Origin of the sequence: Desmonostoc muscorum LEGE 12446 (assembly GCF_015207005.2) — a bacterium.
Lineage (GTDB): Bacteria > Cyanobacteriota > Cyanobacteriia > Cyanobacteriales > Nostocaceae > Nostoc > Nostoc muscorum.
In genome coordinates, this window is record NZ_JADEXS020000001.1 from 5,873,773 (window position 1) to 5,892,866 (window position 19,094).

The following is a 19,094-nucleotide window of genomic DNA, read 5'->3' on the forward strand; positions in this document are numbered from 1 at the left end:
ACCTACGCAGTATTGGGAGTGGGGGAGATGGGGAGAATAATTTATATTTGTAATCTGGTAGAAATTAAGACTCATGAATGAGTCTTTGATACTCGCCAACGAGTGTTTAATACTCCTGAATGAGTCTTTATAGCGCTTCCCATTCAGATGTGCAACATGATATAGCGAGGTGTAGGGGCACGGCAGTGCCGTGCCCCTACAGGTGTACCTCACTCTTCTTGTGGGGTGGGCGTCTCGCCCGCCCATAACCAAAGGCGGACAAGATGTCCACCTCACAAAATTGGAAAATTTATTTGTTGCTAATCCCCAAATCACAACTCCACTCCCCACTCCCTACTCCCCACTCCCTACTCCCCACTCCCTTGTTCAATAAACCCCACTCCAAGACCGCAAAATTGGTAGAACAAATGTAATCGGCGCACGTTCTTCGACGGTGACTTGTATGGAGGTAGTGGTTCCTGAAGTTACTTTCATATTCGGCCCTTGGGAAGAAGACCATTTGTAGCCGCTGATTGTGGAAGGGTCTGGTTGCAGTCGGGCGGTGATGAGAATCTGTGGCCCTTGTGAAATTAAACCTTGGACGAATTCGGAATTGCCTACTACGCTTAATGCACCTTCTTTAGTCACGGGAAAAGCTGAGACATCTGTGACAGTACCTATAATGCCACCAAAGCGTTCCCGTTGTGCGGTACTAGGTGTGACTTGTAACTTCATTCCTGGTTGAATCTGCTTACCATCACCAACTGGAAAAAATCCTACAGTCTCCAGTTGAGCCGATCGCTTTTGTGCAGCGATCGCTCCTATGGGTGTACCCTGTAAAACAACCTGTCCCGGTGTTGCTGAAATTTCTAAAACCCTTCCGGAGTAGCTGCTTTTGATTAAGCTATTACTCGATAATTGCACTGCTAATTGCGTAATATTCCGCCGCACTTCCTGAATTTCTTTTTTGCGGTTAGTTACAACTTCTAAGTCTTGTTGTGCTAATGTCGCTTGTTTACTATCTAGTTGCTTTAACTGGGTTTCCAAATCCTTAATTGAGTTGAGATTTTCGAGATATTGCCGCTGGGCCTCTGCTTCTTTGACATCGAGTTGCTTGAGTTGGGATTCGGCTTGGTTAATTTGTGTAACAGCGTTTAAGTAATCTTGCTGTGACTGTAGTACTGTATCTCCAGAAATTGCTCCCTCTGCCAATAGTCGCTTGCGGTTATCAAATCTCTGTTTGAAAGTCGGCAGCAGTTCCCGGAAAGATTGTAGACTTTGTGTTTGGGTAGCGCGATCGCGTTGGATCGAGTCCACCCCTTTCTCCCTTAAAATCGGTGTTAGCTTTTGTAGTGTTTGGAGATTTTGCTGCAAAGATTGGCGTTGCTGTTGAATCGCCTGTTGATCTGCATTTTGCCGCAGTCGCTGCACTAAATTAGCTTCGCGATCCTCTTGCTGTAGTTGCTCTAATTTAGAGCGTACTAATTGTAGCTGTTTCATGAGTTCGCTTTGGTCTAGAGTCGCCAGCACATCTCCTCTGTTTACAAAGTCACCAACGCGAACATTCACTGTTCGCAACCTGCCGGCGATCGGTGATTGAAACGAAGTAACCGTGCTGGGATAGACTATAATGCCAGTACCCGTCACCGTAATTGGAATTCGACCTAAAAAACTCCAAGTCAGTCCAGTCACCACCAAAGAACCAACAGCAATTAGAGGTAGCCACTTTTTCGGGCTGACTACCTGCATAATTTGATCTAATTCTTCAGGGGAAGAAGCACGTTCTAAAGCTTCTTTCCGAAACAGGTTACTTTTTTGGCTAGTCACCGAATACCATCCCAATTTACGTGGGAGTCAACATAGGGAACAATTTAGAAAAACTAAAATTTTGCTGCTTCCAATAATTAATCTAGCACTTAATGAAACACCGAACCTGAGATAGTAAAGATTTTGAATTTTGTCTAGACATTATAAATAAAGTGAGCGGAAGCTGCCTCCGCTCAGAACTTTAAAAGCAGTTTGCCGTGTAACTTCCTACCGTAAACTTCCTAATCATTATTTATAGTGCTGTTTGAGCTTGTACTCTTCCTACATAACATGATAAAAAAAGTTTTGGTAGCACAGCCGGCCACTGCATTTTTCAAAAGTTAGTTGGCAGCGAAAAGTTTAGCCAGTCCACCCAAAAGACCTGCTGCTACATTGGTGTTTTGAATGCCGAGTACGTTCACATTTATATCATTAAGACTTCCGTTGAGGATGTTTACATTTCCCACATCTAGGAAGTCATCATCAGAACCAGTTCCCCCGATTACTGCACTGATTTCTTCTTCGTTCAACTCTGTCATAACTGCGATTTCTTCTTGTTCAAAAGTGATATGTGACATCAGAATTTCTTCCTTATACAAAATGAGGTTAATTATTTCACTAAGAATCCCAGACAAACAAAGTTGTCAGCTACCCCAAAAAAATGAGTATCCAGAGACTTTTAATTACGCTTGGCAGCCAGAAGTTTGGTTACTAAACGTTTTATTTCTTAGTGAAAATTGCTAATGGTTAACTTACAAAAAATGAATGAAAAAAGCAAGGTTATTCAGAATACTTCCCACTTTTCCCACCAAAACCCACTTTTCCCACTTTAGTGGTGTCAAAGGAATTGGGGATTGGGTACTAAGAAAGTTCTTCACTAATACCTGCTTTCAAACTGGAAACATAGGTTGAGTTAAGGTTAGGACAACGCAACAAAGCAACGTCAACGTCGAGGCTTCAAAACGCGCTATAGCAGTCCTAAATCATTTGTGAGAATTTGAAATTGTTGCTACCCCCCCCCCATAGTTCCCCCCTTGGGAAGAGGGTGTTTGAAAACGGGGGGTGAATTTTATTACAACTCATTTAGGATTGCTATAGTACCTTACGGCGTAAATAGAGCAACCATTGGAAATACCTAAAAAGTTCATTTCAGAATACTTTTGACTTCATAGCGGCACTTGTCCCCAGTCGCTAATCATCTCGATCAAAATACTCCTGACAATTTTTTTTCTTCAACAAGTATTTATTCGGTAGTATGATATTATTAGTAAATAAAATCTAGTACATTTACATAACAAATTTTAACTTTTTAATATCCGTGGAAGATATTCTGCAAGCTGTAGAAAGAATTCTGCAAGACAAACCTCTTGCTTCCATTCAGCTGTTTGTGCTGTATCAATCGTGGTTGGGTAAAACTTATGGCGAAATGTCAAAAACATCAGGTTATGGCAATCACTACATCAAAGAAGTTGGCTCTCAGTTGTGGCAAGACCTTTCTCTAGCACTTGGAAAAAGAGTAACAAAAAAAAATCTGCATGTAGCCTTAAGCAAACATCTGCAAGACAGAATTGGTCATCAGCGGAATCAGACCGAACAAAACTTCAGAAGACAATCTAGCTTAGAAATGGTTTTTCCTGACTTGTTCTTAGGTAGCGAGATAGATTATCCCAGTGGTCCAGTGTCACTGGATTCTCCTTTATACATCAATCGCCCTCCACTAGAAGAACTGATTTGTAAAGAGATATTACACCCTGGTTGCTTAATCAGAATTAAAGCACCTAGAAAAATGGGAAAAAGTTCCCTGCTTAACCGAATGATTGCTTATGCTAAAGAGCAGGATTATCAAATTATCTACTTGGACTTTCAAGAAGCTGACCAAGAAGTTTTTACTTCCTTAGATAAATTTTTACGTTGGTTCTGTCTTTATGTCACCAGGCAGTTAAACCTCGTTCCCTGTCTAGATGATTTTTGGGATACAGAAATGGGCAGCAAAGTCAGCTGCAAAATCTATTTTGAAGGGTATCTATTACAGTACATTACTGAAAGTCCTGTGGTTTTAGCTTTGAATGAAGTGCAGCGAGTTTTTGAACATCCGAATATTGCCCAAGACTTTTTGCCAATGCTGCGATTTTGGCACGAACAAGCAAAGCAAGACAGGTTATGGCAAAAACTACGAATGGTGGTAGTTCACACCACAGAAATCTATGTTCCCCTGAAGCTCAACCAATCGCCTTTTAATGTCGGGATTACAATTACTCTACCACCGTTTACCCTCAAGCAAGTACAGGATTTAGCATTGCGTTACGGGCTAGAGTGGGTAGCAGATTCCGAAGGATTACGACGCCTTGAACCTCTACAAGCAATGGTGGGCGGACATCCTTATTTGGTGAGTCTTGCACTATATCATTTATCTGGGCAAGAAATGACCTTAGAAATGTTATTAGAAACAGCATCCACACCAGCGGGAATTTACACTCAGCATTTACGAGAACTGCTAAGTTTACTGCAAAAAGAACCAGAATTAATGTCTGCTATGCAACAGGTAATTGCCAGCGATGACAAGGTAGAATTAGATGCGATCGCAGCTTATAAACTAGAAAGCATGGGTTTAGTTCAACTCAATGGCAATCAAGCTTGTGTCATGTGTGAATTATATCGTCTTTATTTTAGCCAACAGCTTGCAAAGCACTCAGAATGCTAATACTTCTGGTAAAATCTTGAAAAGTAAATAATTAAAATATTCATTTTTGTTCTTAGATAACTTATTTGATAAAGCAAGAGAAGATATTTAAAATCAAATGAACAATTATCGATACCAAGTTGGTGGTACCCTCACGAGTGATGCTCCTAGCTATGTTGAGCGCAAGGCAGATGTCAATCTCTACCATGCTTTAAAACAAGGTGAATTTTGCTATATCCTCAGCTGTAGGCAAATGGGCAAATCCTCACTGATGGTGAAAACAAAACATCGGTTACAAGAAGAGGGTTTTCGATGCGCCACCGTTGATATGACCAATATTGGTTGTGAAAATATCACTCCAGAACAGTGGTACAAAGGAGTAGCAGGCGATTTATGGTTAGGTTTTCAGCTATTAGGAAAAGTTAATTTAAAAACCTGGTGGCAAGAAAAAAAAGATATATCTTTAGTTCAAAAACTTAGTCACTTTATTTCAGAAATACTATTGTCTCAGTTCCCTAATGAAAGACTGTTTATTTTTATTGATGAAATTGATAGTATTTTGAGCTTAGATTTCCCAGTCGATGACTTTTTTAGCTTGATTAGATTTTGCTATAATCAACGAGCAATCAATCCAGAATACAATCGGATTACATTTGCAATTTTCGGCGTTGCGACACCTTCAGACTTAATTTTATATCGCAATCACACTACCCCATTTAATATTGGTAAAGCTATAGAAGTAAATGGTTTTACATTTGAAGAAGCTCAACCATTAGCTTTGGGGTTGGATATTCAAGGGAATAATCCCCAAAAAGTCTTGCAAGAGGTATTGTCTTGGACGCAAGGGCAACCATTTCTAACTCAAAAACTGTGTGGGCTGCTTGTCAAATTGTCTCAAGATGATCTGGGTAGAAAGCTCAAAATCCCACCTGGAACAGAAGAATTTTGGATAGAAAATGTAGTGCGATCGCATATGATCGAGAAATGGGAATCCCAAGATGAACCAGAGCATCTGAGGACAATTCGCGATCGCATTCTCAGAAACGAACAATCTGCCGCCAGATTGCTGGGAATTTATCAGCAAATCCTCCAAGGAGTTAAAGTAGCCGTTGACGATAGTCGAGAACAGGTAGAACTTTTGCTGTCTGGTTTGGTGATTAAAAAGCAGGGTTTTCTCCGAATAAAAAACCGTATTTATGAAGAAGTTTTCAATCTAGAATGGGTTAGAAAAAAATTAGCTAACTTACGTCCTTACTACGAAAGTTTCAATGCATGGGTAGCCTCAAACCAAGAGGATGAATCTCGCCTATTGCGTGGACAAGCTTTAATTGATGCCCAAGCTTGGGCAAATGGCAAAAGTCTGAGCAACTTAGATTATCTATTTTTAGCTGCTAGTGAAGAATTAGACCGCCGAGAAATGCAGCAAGCATTAGAAGCTGAACGTGCCAAAGAAGTCGAAGCGCGACTTGCAGAAGAACAAAAAAGGCTAGCTCAACAGAGAAGATCTTCCAGAATCGTAGCACTTTTACTTCTGGGTATGACCATCAAGTTGGCGATTTCTATCGTGTGGGGAATGTCGCTTTTACGAAAAATTGATGCTCTGCAATCACGCCTCAAATGTAATGAGATAGAGCATCAAGGCAGAGTCAAAACAATTTGTAATTAGTCAAACAACTTTGGATTTTAGATCTTAGATTGGCATGAATAAAAATAAGCCTGCCAATCACGGCAAGCCTACATCTATTGATTTGCTAAATCTAGGTAGATACAACAGATTTCAAGAAGCCTGAAGTACACTATCTATATCTGGTAGCTAGAATTTTTAATTCTGCTGTATTCTCGGCATTAACCACCAGCGACAGCAGGGACAATACTTACTTCATCCCCATCATTGAGGCGTGTATCTGCCCCTTTTAAAAAGCGAATATCTTCGTCATTAAGGTAAAAATTCACAAACCGTCGTAGCTTTCCTTCATCATCACATAATCGTGATTTGAAGCCAGGAAAGCTTTGTTCTAATGAATCCACAAGTTCAGCAATGGTGTTGCCATTGGATTCTACGATAGCTTCGTTATTAGTAAATTGTTGAAGAGCTGTAGGAACTAAGACTTTTACGGCCATAGAAGTAGAAAGTTTTGAGTGAAAAGTGAGGAGTCAGCAGTTATGAGTTAGGAGTGAGGAGTTAGGAATAAAAAACTCATAACTCATAACTCCTAACTCCTAACTCATAATTAAACAAGGACTTGTTGCCATTCCAAGCGATCGAGAGTACGCGATCGCTCTAAGGCACGTTCAAAACTATCTAGTTTAGCATCAATAGTCAAGGGTTCGCCAACGTAGCCTTGTATTGCTTCTTGGGTTTTCAATCCATTGCCAGTGATGTAAACCACGGTAGTTTCATCTGGATCGATCTTGCCGGCTTCTACCAATTTTTTCAGCACGGCGACAGTTGTACCACCCGCTGTTTCTGTGAAGATGCCTTCGGTTTCTGCCAGTAGTTTGATGCCATCAATAATTTCTGCGTCATTGACTGATTCAATGTTACCACCAGTCTTCTTAGCGATATCCACAGCATAAATGCCGTCTGCGGGGTTACCGATCGCAATTGATTTGGCAATTGTATTCGGTTTGACTGGCTTAATAAAGTCGCTTCCTTCTTTGAATGCTTGGGCGATGGGCGAACAACCTTCAGCTTGGGCGCCGCTGAAACGGACGTTTTTACCTTCTACCAAACCAACTTCGACAAATTCTTGGAAGCCCTTATAAATTTTGGTAAACAGCGAACCAGAAGCTAAAGGAGCAACGATATGGTCGGGTAATTGCCACCCTAATTGTTCTGCAACTTCAAAGCCTAACGTTTTGGAACCTTCAGAGTAGTAGGGACGTAGATTAATATTGACAAATCCCCAGCCGTATGTATTGGCTACTTCTGAACAAAGACGATTGACTTGATCGTAGTTGCCCTTCACAGCCATTAGGGTGGGACTGTAGATCAGGCTACCGAGAATTTTACCAGCTTCCAAATCTGCCGGGATAAACACACAGCAGTCTAAACCGGCGTGAGCTGCGATCGCTGCTGTAGAATTTGCCAAGTTACCAGTGCTAGCGCAGGAAACAGTGGAAAAACCCAACTCTCGCGCTCTGGTGAGGGCGACTGACACCACCCGATCCTTAAAGCTGAGGGTGGGCATATTCACGGCATCATTTTTAATATAAAGCTTGTTTAGACCCAGGCGGCGGGCAAGACGGTGGGAACGAACCAACGGGGTCATACCGGTTCCCACATCTATAACATTATTAGTTGCGACAGGCAAAAACGGACGGTAGCGCCAAATTGAATTAGGCCCGGCTTGAATTGTTTCACGAGTGACAGAGAGACGCAGAGCGCTGTAGTCATACTTGACTTCCAAAGGTCCAAAGCATAACTCACAAACATTCTTGGCTTTGGGTTCATATTCCGCACCACATTCCTTACACTTCAAGGCTTTAAAAAATGTGGCATTGCTGACTTGGGATTGGGTTGTGATTGCCTGAGTCATAAACGAGCTTTCCCTGTCTGTCTGTCTATCAACTGTCGCCTGATACTAACACGAGTAAAAATACCAGTCAAACATACCCGACAAATTTTGTCGGGTATGTTTAGTAGTAAAAGTAATAATTCTTGTAAAATTTTATGACTTATAATCGCAGCATCTAGTGTTTACACTTAGTTATTTCTGGTTACAAAACAAAACAATAGCTTCAAATATTCAGTCTTAATGCTGTTAGCCTGATGATAAAACTGCATTCTGGCTATGATTAATTTGCAAATATCTAAATGACTATCACTTTTTAGCAATTTAGATTACGTATTTAAGTTATCCAAATGACTTCACTTATTGAGAGTGTATATACGTAAAGTAAATGCCCAAAAGTACTTTTGTATATAAATTTTAGTGTTTTTGATATTGAATTAAATCAATCAATTTGCTACTTGTTTTGGAAAAATAAAGTTGAATTTTAACCTTTGATGTACTGATTCATGGCTAGAGAAGTTACTTATTTATACGGTGGATTTTTTTGGCAGCAAAAGTTACATTTCTACTTGCATAAACAATTCAGCAGTACGCAACAGTAAATTACCCATACTTGTGATTACTAGCCTTGATAATCAAGGGCGATCGCAAATCAGACAGGCTAATTATTTGAAGAGTATTGCCTCAATATAGCTTTCGAGGAGTGTAAACAACTTAACTCCTCAAATCTGCATTCCCGAACGTTAAAGTTTTGGGCAGATACCATCGGTAATTATTGAAAAAATTGCCGAATTTTGTCCTGCTTAAAAACCCAGGATACAAGTCCAGCAAATAAACTACACCTATGGTAAAACAAAATAAACTTGTAAACAAGCAGCATCAGCGCTATCAATCTTTACTAGCAACACTATTATTAAGTAGTAACCTTTTCCAATTTATTGCACCTGTATTAGCTGATGGAACTACTGCGGGTACATCTATCAGTAACACAGCCACAGCAACCTACGAAGATCCCAACAGTCCAGGGACAACAATCAATGCCACTTCCAATACTGTCGTTGTCACCGTGGCAGAGGTCGCTGGTATCACGGTCAGCGCATCTGGTGTCACAGATGCCACTTCTAGCCCTACCAATACCACAGTCCAGGTTGGTGACTTACTCATTTACACCTACACCTTGACCAACGTAGGTAATGACCCAACCAAATTCCATATTCCTAACCAAGCTACAACAACTGGGCCAGGTACAGTTTCTGGAACGTTACCAAATGGTGGTACAGTTAATAGCTTGCAATATAGTACCGACGGTGGTCAAACCTGGATAAACATCCCCCAAGGTGGCGTAGATACACCCTCAGTTCCGGTTGGTGGTACTGTGTTGGTGCGTGTACCAATTACCGTCCAGAATGGCGCTCAAACCAATGACATAATTACTGTTACCCTTGGTAACACTCCTGGTGATGCTCAAAACCAACTCCGGAGTCCTGATGGTGGTGACGTGTTCACCGTAGATAACGCCAATGGTGGTGCTGTTGGTGAGGTAGATGGCACACCAGTTAACGGTACACGAGAGGCTAGCGCCACCGAGCAAATTCAGGTTGGTTTAACGGTGAAGACTTACACCTTAGCCACCATTCTCAAGATTCGCAGTGGCTATAACAATGCTGGTACCACTGCAATTACAGATGACAAGCTTACTTACGATTTGAGTTTGCGAGTTGAGTCCAACGACCCCACAGGACAGGGAATTACACCAGCACCTTTGACCGGCACAAGCATCAATGTTAATGGTGCTGCTAGCACCCGGATCTTGGTTTCTGATGCGATTCCTGCGGGTACAGATTTGGCAGCAGCACCAACTCCACCGCCTGGTTGGCAAACTGTTTATACCACTGACGCAGTTACTACAATTAATGCTAATACAGCGAGTTGGACTACGACAGCACCAGCCTCTCTAGCCTCAGTCACTCGCGTTGGTTTTATCAATAATCCAGCAATCATTACTTCCATCGCTCCTGGTACAACGGTGAATGGCTTCTCGATTCAGCTAGCCATTGAATCAACTGCAACTTCACCCTTAACCGTTGCTAACATTGCCCAATTGTTTGGTCAAACACCCAGCAGTAATCTCCCAGTATACGACGAATCCGGCGACCAAAATCCTAGCAACTACAATGGGCCACCAGGGAATATGACACCTCATGGCGTTACAGATACCAATGGTGATGGTGTTCCCGATACTCTATTGGCTGGCGACGTTGATGATGGCTATATTGGTACTCCAACAGCTCCAGAAACTGGAACTGACACAGGTAACAACAACACTGGTGATGGTACACCAGGAGGTGAGGCCAACGTCTTCACAGTGCAAGCACCTGTAGCCTCAGCGATACTCAACGGGCCGCAGAATGCGCCGGATGCGACTGGACCATCGGGTGGAACTGACGACGACTTCACCAACAAATCTTCTCTGGTTCCTGCTGGTACAGCACCTGGTAGTTTACTCGATCCTCAGTCAGTTGGCTTCACCAACACAGTTAAGAACAGTGGTACTGACCCAGGCGTTTTGAAGCTAGAGCCAACACCACCAACAGTTCCAGGAGATTTACCGAATGGTACGAAGGTGACCATTACCTATAATAGTCAGTCAGCTGTTTATACCTACAATAATGGAGCGTTTACAGGACCTGTTACACCAATAACCATTCCCAACTTTGCTCCTAATGCAACTCTCAACTACGGTGTAGAAGTTGATTTACCTCCAGATACGCAGTTATCGACTGATATTAATAGAGGCTTCCCAGTACCCATCAGGGCTTCTATTGACAACTACACGACGGATAGTAACGCTGATGGAATTAAGGATACTGGCAACGATAATATCTTTGATTCATCTAACAAGACTATCGATCGCGTGTACACTGGCTTTTTGAAACTGCTGAAAGTGTCACGAGTCTTACAAGGAACTGGACCTGTAGTCCAGGGCAATGACGGCACATTAAGTACCGATCCCAAGAAGCCTGCACCCGGAAACATTATTGAGTACCAAATTCAGTACAGCAATATTTCTGAGCCTCAATCTGGAAGCGGTAACGTGATTTTGAATGCTGACAAAGTTGTGATTATTGAAGATGGTACGCAAAGCCCCAACAACTGGGCAGTAGACAACGATGTCAGTGGTCAAATTGATACTAGCAACATTGTTGGCTCAGCTAAAGATTCTGGGAGTGCAACCATTCAATTCTTCAGCGGTAATCCAGCTACTAGCTCTGGGATTGACCAAACTGGAACTACGGTAAATACTGATGTAACTAAGTATGTGGATACTGTAACTGGGACGATCGCACCGGGTATTCAAAGAACATTTACGTTCCAACGCAAGGTTAATTAATTCGTTGGGAGTGGGGAGTGGGGAGTGGGGAGTGGGGGAGATGGGGGAGATGAGGGAGATGAGGGAGATGGGGAGAGAAATAACTAAATGCCCAATGCCCAATGCCCAATGCCCAATGCCCAATCCCCAATGCCCAATCCCCAATCCCCAATCCCCAATCCCCAATCCCCAATCCCCAAAGATGACTATTTTTGAGTACAACCAGGGAAAGATAAGTCAACAATCAAGATTCTGGAAGCTATTTATATGAAGGGTGTTTTTTTTGCAGGTTTAGGTGCGTTCGCACTAATAGCTACAGTTCCATTTTTGGGTCAATTTCCAGGAGTTGCAAATATCTGGCATTTAGAAAGTGCCTACGCCCAAAATATCAAAACTCAAGCGCAAATTCAATTGCGCTTAGAAGCCGAAAAACAAGTCATCGCTCAAGATCAACAGGGTAAGCAAAGCCAGAAATGGGAACCTTTGAAAGGTCAAGCTGTGGTGCGACCAGGAGATGTATTGAGGTATACCTTAAGTGGCGAAAATAAGGGCGATCGCCCAGTGAAAAATTTGACTTTGAATCAAGCCATTCCCAAAGGAATGGTCTACGTACTTAAATCTGCAAATGTAACTAATAATGGAAGAATTACTTATAGCATTGATGGTGGGCGTAGCTTCGTCGAAAATCCCACCGTTAAAGTTACTGTTCCTAACGGCAAAGTGGAAACTAAACCAGCGCCAGCCATTGCTTACACCCACATCCGTTTACAGGTTTCGTCAGTTGCAGCAAAGACGACAGTCAAGGCGACTTATCAAACCCAAGTGCGTTGATTGAAATTGGGGTTGTCCTTTGTCATTGGTCATTTGTAATTAAAAAGGGCAACCATGACGCAATTTTTCACAAATCAAATCGGATTAGTGTAGCGGTTAAGTTGCAGAAAATACCATTTAATTTTTGTGAATTATTCTCAATAAATAAATTTTTTATTAACAACAAAATTGGCATCCAGAGGAGATGTGTTCAGTGAGCCGTCCTCAAAAACAAAAGCAAATTAATTTTAGTAGTAGCTGGTGGCAAAGATTAACAGCAAGTATTCTGCTGGGAAGTTTTTTATATACTACTTTACCTATATCAGTGACAGCGCAACAAAATAATAATCAAGTTGCATCTGTGCCGATCACAAATCAAGCTACTTATACTTATACAGACCCAGCTAGTAATAATAAATATCAAGGAAGTTCTAGTCAGCTTAACGTTACTCCTAACCCATTAGTTGACCCATTAGGACGAATTTTAGGTTGCGCTGGTACGCTTTTACCGGATTATACAGGTTTTTCAGTCGGGGTATACGAACCTAATGCTAGCGACCCAACGGGCACAGAATTGGGCGGTTTAGTTGCTTTGACTCGAACAGAGTTACCGGATATTCCTAATAACAATGTGCCTGGGGGAAAATCGCCAAATATCGAAAATAGTAACCCCTATTTCATTACAAATAACCCTGCGGGCGTCTACAATTTCCTACTCGATCCAAACAAAGGTCAAACCGATCCAGGTAGAACCTACATTTTTGTAGTCAATCCACCACCGACTTCTATCTATAAACAACGCCGGATCAAGATCCAAATCCTTGATAGCACTGGCACACAAGGTAATAGTGTAGTGCGATATGTAGCTAGTTCTTTGGATGGACAACCAATCAGTCTGACAGGTGAAACCAGAGTAGAGCAAACAGTTGTTTTAGTTCCCAATGCAGAAGTAGTGGGATTGGATTTATTAGCCTTTGAATTTAGTACAAATTTGTGCCAAGCGAATCAGTTGCAGATTATTAAAACAGGCGATCGCGCTACTGCTGAACCTGGAGATACAGTAATCTACCGCCTCTCACTCAAAAATCTCGCTGATGCTGGTTTGAACAATGTAGTTATCACCGACAACCTACCTTTAGGATTCCAGTTCTTGCCGAAATCTGTGCAGGGAGAGATGGATGGTACAGCAGTCACTATCACTTCGGAACGGAATGGAAACACAGCGATATTCCGGACAGATATGACGATTCCCACTGGGAAAGTCCTGAATATTGCCTACGCTGCTCAATTAACAGCCGATTCTCTGCGTGGTAGTGGTCGCAACAGTGCGATCGCTAATGCCCAACGAACTGATAACCGTTTTAGCACTAAGGATGGGCCAGCAACACACCAACTGAAAATTCGTCCCGGAATCGTTTCTGATTGTGGCACGATTATCGGTCGGGTGTTTGTTGATAAAAACTTTGATGGCGAACAGCAGCGTGGTGAGCCTGGGATACCCAATGCGGTGCTTTTCCTCGAAGACGGTAACCGTATCACTACAGATCCCAATGGTTTGTTCTCCTTAGCTAACGTCTTACCTGGATACCACACAGGCGTACTAGACCTCAGCAGTGTACCGGGTTACAACTTAGCTCCCAACAAAAAATTCCGCGAACGCAATAGCCAATCTCGCCTGGTGCATTTAGAACCAGGTGGCTTGGTACGTATGAACTTCGGTGTCACCCCATTTCAGGAGCCAGTCAAAAAATGAAACCCAGACTGCACTGTGCAACTATTTTCAACTTCATGTTGATGGGGGCGATGCCAGTAGCTCTCAGCCTTGTTGTGTATCCTGGCATAGTCAAAGCAGAACTCACTGGTCAAAACTTGGTGTTGCCTGATTCTCCTTTGCAAGCAGAGAAGGGTGTCGAAGATCCAGTGGTTGAAAAAAGTATGGATGTGAATTCTGGGGTTGGTGATTCAGGATATGAAAGGCTCACGCAAAGACAAGGCAGCGCGTTGGGGAGCCAGCGCGGTCTTGGGGGTTCCCCCCATGAGCGACTGGCGTCCGGCTTTGCCGACTTGTTCGCGCAGCGTCTCCGACAGGAGAAGCGACTGCCGCAAAAAGGCGCAAAGATTAGCAGAAGAATTCAGCAACAGCTAAATTCTTCTCGTTTGTTGGGAAGTTCTAGGCAGGAGCCGTCAGCTTCTTTTGCATCGGCTACTGTTACTTCGATTTCAGATGTCCAGCCAACTGAAACCCAAATACAACCATTTCAGCCAGCAACTTCTGTGGAATTGCCTAGAGGCTTACGCAAAATTGCAGGAATAAAGGAGAAGAAAGACCAATCGCCAAGGGAAATACAACCATTTCAACCAGCAACTTCTGTAGATTTACCCAAAGGCTTACGCAAAATTGCTAATGGCGACGTGGGGACGCCGACACAGGGAGATACACAGAGACAAGTGGTAAATGAAAATATGCCTGTGTCTTCACCTCCTCCGATTTCTACAGGTATTAAAATTCTGACTCCGACGGCTGACAGTGTTGTAGATGTACAAGCTACTACGGTGATTGTCCAATTTCCTGGTGGTAGCCAGGTGGAATTGCGGGTAAATGGGGTGTTGGTAGATCCTTCCTTGGTGGGGCGGACGGAAACTGATGCGAGTACTAACTTGGTAAAGCAGACATGGTATGGTGTTTCGCTACAACAAGGTCAAAATACTATTTCTGCACAGGTAGTCGGGGGAACAGAACCGCCTGTAACACTGCAAGTTGCAGTGCGGGGAGCGCCGCAGCAACTAACTTTGGAAACTGTTGAGTCTCGTATCCCAGCAGATGGACGTTCTACGGCTACAATCCGGGGTCAACTGCTCGATGCAACTGGCAATCGCTCTAATTATGATGCTGTTGTTACTTTAATACCTACTGCTGGGGATTTGGTGGGGAAGGATTTCAAACCCGATGAACCTGGATTTCAAGTGGAGGCGAAAGGAGGACAATTTACAGCAATGTTGCGATCGCAACTCAAAGCAGAAACTGTTACAATCCGCGCCATCGTTAATAATTTAGAAGCCTTTACCCAATTGCAATTTGAAACGGCATTACGTCCGAGTTTGCTGACTGGGGTCATAGATTTACGCTTGGGTGCTAGAGGTACAAATTATTACGGCAGTTTCCGTGATTTCCTCCCCCCTGACAAAAACAATAGAACGCAATTAGATTTCCATTCAGCGATATTTGCCACTGGTACGATCGGAGAATGGTTATTTACAGGCGCATACAACAGTTCTCGTAACTTGAATGAAGATTGCAACTGTGATAATCGCTTGTTCAGAACTTACCAATTTAGCGAGCAAAACTATCCTGTTTACGGCGATAGCTCGAAAGTTGATGTGGTTGCTCCTTCCATTGACAGCTTGTTTTTGCGTTTCGAGCGTTCAACTGGTATACCTGGAGCTTCCCCTGATTTTGCCATGTGGGGTGACTATAACACAGAAGAATTTGCGCGGCGATCGCAGCAATTTACTTCTATCACTCGTCAACTCCACGGCTTTAAAGCTAACTACAACTTAGGAAACTTACAAATTACAGGTTTCTATGGCAATAACTTAGAAGGATTTCAACGAGATACCATTGCTCCCGATGGCACCAGTGGTTATTATTTCCTGTCTCGCAGACTCTTACAACCAGGTAGCGAAAATGTCTTTATTGAGTTGGAAGAACTCAATCGCCCTGGGACTGTATTAGAACGCAAACAGCTTAACCGAGGTCCAGACTACGAAATCGACTACGATCGCGGTACCTTATTATTCCGCGAACCGATTCTTCGCACCGATATCGATCAAACTGGACAAGTCTTGGTACGTCGGATTGTTGTTAGCTATCAATATGAAACTGAAGACTCTGATAGCAATATCTTTGCCGGTCGTTTGCAATATAATCTTTCCCGCAAGCTGAACCAAGAAAGTTGGATTGGAGCAACTTATGTCCAAGAAAATCAGGGTGTGCGTGATTTTCAACTGTATGGCGCAGACGCGCTGATATCTTTGGGTGATAAGGGTAGGCTAATTGCAGAATACGCCCATTCTAGTAATGATTCTGATGTTCTGGGAAAAGTTAGGGGTGATGCCTATCGCTTGGAAGCTGAGGGACAAATTGCTAACGGGATTCAAGGACGCGCCTATTATCGCTTTGCTGATACAGGTTTTGCTAATAATGCCACCATCAGCTTTGTACCGGGACAAACTCGTTATGGGGCGCAGGTTACAGCTAAAGTGACTCCAACTACCAATGTCAGGGTGCAATACGACCACGAGGACAATTTTGGCATTGCTCCCCAACCGCTAGACACCTTTGAAGAATTATTTGCACCCCGTAATGATGCCATACCAGGGAGTAAAGTTGATAATTCCCTGACGACGATTACCGCTGGGATTCAACAACGTTTGGGTAGGGCTATCTTTGATCTCGATTGGATTCATCGCGATCGCCAAGACCGCATTTCACCCAATGCTTTGAGTAGTAATTCCGATCAATTGCGATCGCGTTTTACAGTTCCCATCGTTAAAAACTTGACTTTCCAAGCCCAAAACGAACTCAGCTTATCTTCCCAAAAAGATAGCGTTTATCCAGACCGTACCATCTTCGGGTTGAATTGGGCGGTAATTCCTGGTGTGAATGTCAGTCTCGCCCAACAGTTTTACAGTAGCGGTCAATTGTCTGGTAATTCCATCACCAGCTTGAGTGTCAACGGCGAACACAAACTCGGAACCGATACCACCATAACTGGTCGTTACTCAATTTTGGGTGGTGCCAATGAACTGACTACCCAAGGTGCAATAGGTCTAAATAACCGCTGGACTATTGCTCGTGGATTGCGGTTGAATTTAGCTTACGAACACGTATTTGGCAACTTCTTCAATCGGACGGCGGCGGGTCAACAATATCCCCAACCCTACGCCTTTGGTCAAGCTGCATCAGCCATCGGATTTGATGGTGGCGATAGTTACAGCGTTGGTCTGGAATACAGCGATAATCCGCAGTTTCAAGCCAGCGCCCGCTACGAACATCGCTCGTCTTCTGGTGGTAGTAATACAGTAATTACCGCAGGTGCAGTGGGTAAAATTTCTCCATCTCTGACGGCTCTGGTACGTTATCAACAAGCAAACTCTTCCAATCAAAGACTTTCAGGATTGGCAGATACCGCTAATCTGAAGGTGGGTTTAGCTTATCGTGACCCCCATAGTGATAAATTTAATGCTTTCTTGCGTTATGAATATCGTCAAAATCCGGCGATTATTCCTGAGACGATTCTGTTAGGTAGTGGTACGGGTTCCCAAGACCATACTTTTGCTTTAGAAGCTATCTACGCCCCTAACTGGCAATGGGAATTCTACGGTAAGTATGCTTTGCGTAATAGCACTTCTTACTTAGCTAACGATTTAGTTGGTACAAGTACGGTGAATTTGGGACAATTGCGAGCTACTTATCGTTTGGGATATAGCTGGGATTTAGTTGGTGAGGCTCGCTGGATTGGTCAATCTAACTATAGTGAGACGGGCTTTGTTCTGGAGACAGGTTACTACCTGACTCCTAATTTGCGGCTCTCCGCTGGATATGTTTTTGGTGAAGTTGATGATCGCGATTTTTCTGGGACGCGATCGGCGGGTGGAGCATATTTGGGGTTGACTGTCAAGTTGGATGATTTGTTTGATGGTTTTGGACAACAAAAGCCGGTGCCACGTAAGCAAGAAGAATCTACTGTGCAAACGCTGGTAGAGAAATTACGACAGTAAAATTTTGCTTCTATTGACAATCATTTTTTAGGCTGCTTCTGGGCAAGTACCAAGAAAAGTTACTTAAGGGTGAGTGGAGTGCCATCCCACGGGCAATATTTCCAGGATACATGTGCAGGTTTGCCGTTAGGACACAACCTTGGAACAAAAAGTGAATTTAACGGCAACTCTACTGTAGATTCAGGTTGCGGAGTACTACTCTTTCCACTGAAAGAAACTTTCAATTTTCCAGGTTCATATGGTGACACGATGCTTTTCCCAGAATCATCAACATTTTTATATGTAAAAAACCACATCCCTTCACCAAACTTGCCTGCAATTTTTGAGAATATAGGTTTCATTTCCGTTATGAAAAGATCAACATCACCGCTTTTCGGTGCTTTTGCCAAAACTATAGATTTACCACTAGAGTCAGTATATGTAACTTTTAACCCTTTTTGAGCTTCGGCTTCAGAAGCAAATTTAAAACTGTCAGGAGATGAAATATCTGCTTTAACAACTGCAATTACCAGTACTGGTTGAGGAGGCGCTCCAAACGCTTCTAATGGCAGATACCACGCCAGATTCATCTGATTATTGCTAACTTCAGCAAATTGCATTGTTTCTTTAACTAATTCATCTATAGGTATTTCTTGAGATGGACGTTTTTCTAGAGCAATTATTGGTGAGGAATTCAATGCAAATAGTGTTAATGCTGCAATCATCAAACTCAAGTTCTTATTTTTAGCCATTCTGAGTTAAGTCCTTTGTTAAAATACGTATTTACAATAATTGCAGAGCGCATTACTGCGTTCATACACTAGTAGGACTTACGCAAGATGTGACCGAAAGCCTTATTCTTGCGTAGCGGTAATTCATGAATTACCGCTACTTTCGTTATATTTTGCCTAAGTCCTGACTAGGTATATTCTCATAATTAATCATCCACAGCTAATTAAACTAAGAAATTATTCACAAATGTTTGCTCTTGCTGAAACAAACTCAGCCAACGCTTTTCAATCACTCTCTTAAGAGAAAAATAATATGGTTGGTACAGAGATTTTCCAGCAAAACATACGATTATAGCGGTTCCCGATCTTGTGAGGTACGTTTTCAAAGCTACTAAGCTTGTTACAAAAGATTTGGAAATGTCTGGGTGTACCTCAGTTGCTTA

The 19,094-nt window shown here is 42.7% G+C and carries 11 protein-coding genes; 6 read left to right on the plus strand and 5 right to left on the minus strand.

Going from position 1 to position 19,094, the window contains the following annotated elements; all coding sequences use genetic code 11:
- Positions 1 to 366: 366 nt before the first annotated feature.
- Both IQ276_RS24950 and IQ276_RS24955 read right to left on the minus strand, forming a co-directional pair.
- Complete coding sequence (locus IQ276_RS24950) at positions 367 to 1,806, minus strand: NHLP bacteriocin system secretion protein (protein WP_193918366.1); 1,440 nt, start codon at positions 1,804 to 1,806, stop codon at positions 367 to 369.
- A 320-nt stretch (positions 1,807 to 2,126) separates the two neighbouring features.
- Positions 2,127 to 2,363 (minus strand): hypothetical protein, encoded by a 237-nt coding sequence (locus IQ276_RS24955; protein WP_190884594.1) that lies wholly within the window; start codon positions 2,361 to 2,363, stop codon positions 2,127 to 2,129.
- A gap of 740 nt (positions 2,364 to 3,103) precedes the next feature.
- Here IQ276_RS24955 and IQ276_RS24960 point away from each other — a divergent pair.
- Together IQ276_RS24960 and IQ276_RS24965 are read left to right on the plus strand one after the other, a co-directional pair.
- Positions 3,104 to 4,486, plus strand: a complete 1,383-nt coding sequence (locus tag IQ276_RS24960; RefSeq protein WP_309245607.1) for an AAA-like domain-containing protein — start codon at positions 3,104 to 3,106, stop codon at positions 4,484 to 4,486.
- Positions 4,487 to 4,583: 97 nt separating this feature from the next.
- Complete coding sequence (locus tag IQ276_RS24965; protein WP_193918369.1) at positions 4,584 to 6,131, plus strand: AAA-like domain-containing protein; 1,548 nt, start codon at positions 4,584 to 4,586, stop codon at positions 6,129 to 6,131.
- Positions 6,132 to 6,310: 179 nt separating this feature from the next.
- Here IQ276_RS24965 and IQ276_RS24970 read toward each other — a convergent pair whose 3' ends face one another.
- A complete protein-coding gene (locus tag IQ276_RS24970) occupies positions 6,311 to 6,586 on the minus strand; it encodes a MoaD/ThiS family protein (RefSeq protein WP_190880566.1) in 276 nt (91 codons plus the stop codon).
- Positions 6,587 to 6,696: 110 nt separating this feature from the next.
- A complete protein-coding gene (thrC, locus tag IQ276_RS24975) occupies positions 6,697 to 8,004 on the minus strand; it encodes a threonine synthase (RefSeq protein ID WP_190880564.1) in 1,308 nt (435 codons plus the stop codon).
- A gap of 820 nt (positions 8,005 to 8,824) precedes the next feature.
- Here thrC and IQ276_RS24980 point away from each other — a divergent pair.
- From IQ276_RS24980 to IQ276_RS24995, 4 genes are all read left to right on the plus strand, one after another.
- A complete protein-coding gene (locus IQ276_RS24980) occupies positions 8,825 to 11,371 on the plus strand; it encodes a beta strand repeat-containing protein (RefSeq protein ID WP_193918372.1) in 2,547 nt (848 codons plus the stop codon).
- Between the two features lie 246 nt (positions 11,372 to 11,617).
- A complete protein-coding gene (locus tag IQ276_RS24985; protein ID WP_193917761.1) occupies positions 11,618 to 12,181 on the plus strand; it encodes a DUF11 domain-containing protein in 564 nt (187 codons plus the stop codon).
- 184 nt (positions 12,182 to 12,365) lie between these two features.
- Positions 12,366 to 13,913 carry a DUF11 domain-containing protein gene (locus IQ276_RS24990; protein ID WP_193917759.1) on the plus strand — a complete coding sequence of 516 codons (1,548 nt, stop codon included), beginning with the start codon at positions 12,366 to 12,368 and terminating at the stop codon, positions 13,911 to 13,913.
- Complete coding sequence (locus IQ276_RS24995) at positions 13,910 to 17,941, plus strand: TonB-dependent receptor (protein WP_193917757.1); 4,032 nt, start codon at positions 13,910 to 13,912, stop codon at positions 17,939 to 17,941. Before IQ276_RS24990 ends, IQ276_RS24995 begins: the two co-directional genes overlap by 4 nt.
- Positions 17,942 to 18,000: 59 nt before the next feature.
- On the opposite strand, the gene IQ276_RS25000 is transcribed toward IQ276_RS24995, so the two are convergent.
- The gene (locus tag IQ276_RS25000; protein ID WP_193917755.1) at positions 18,001 to 18,672 is read right to left on the minus strand and encodes a hypothetical protein; all 672 of its coding nucleotides are present in this window, start codon (positions 18,670 to 18,672) and stop codon (positions 18,001 to 18,003) included.
- Positions 18,673 to 19,094: the final 422 nt, after the last annotated feature.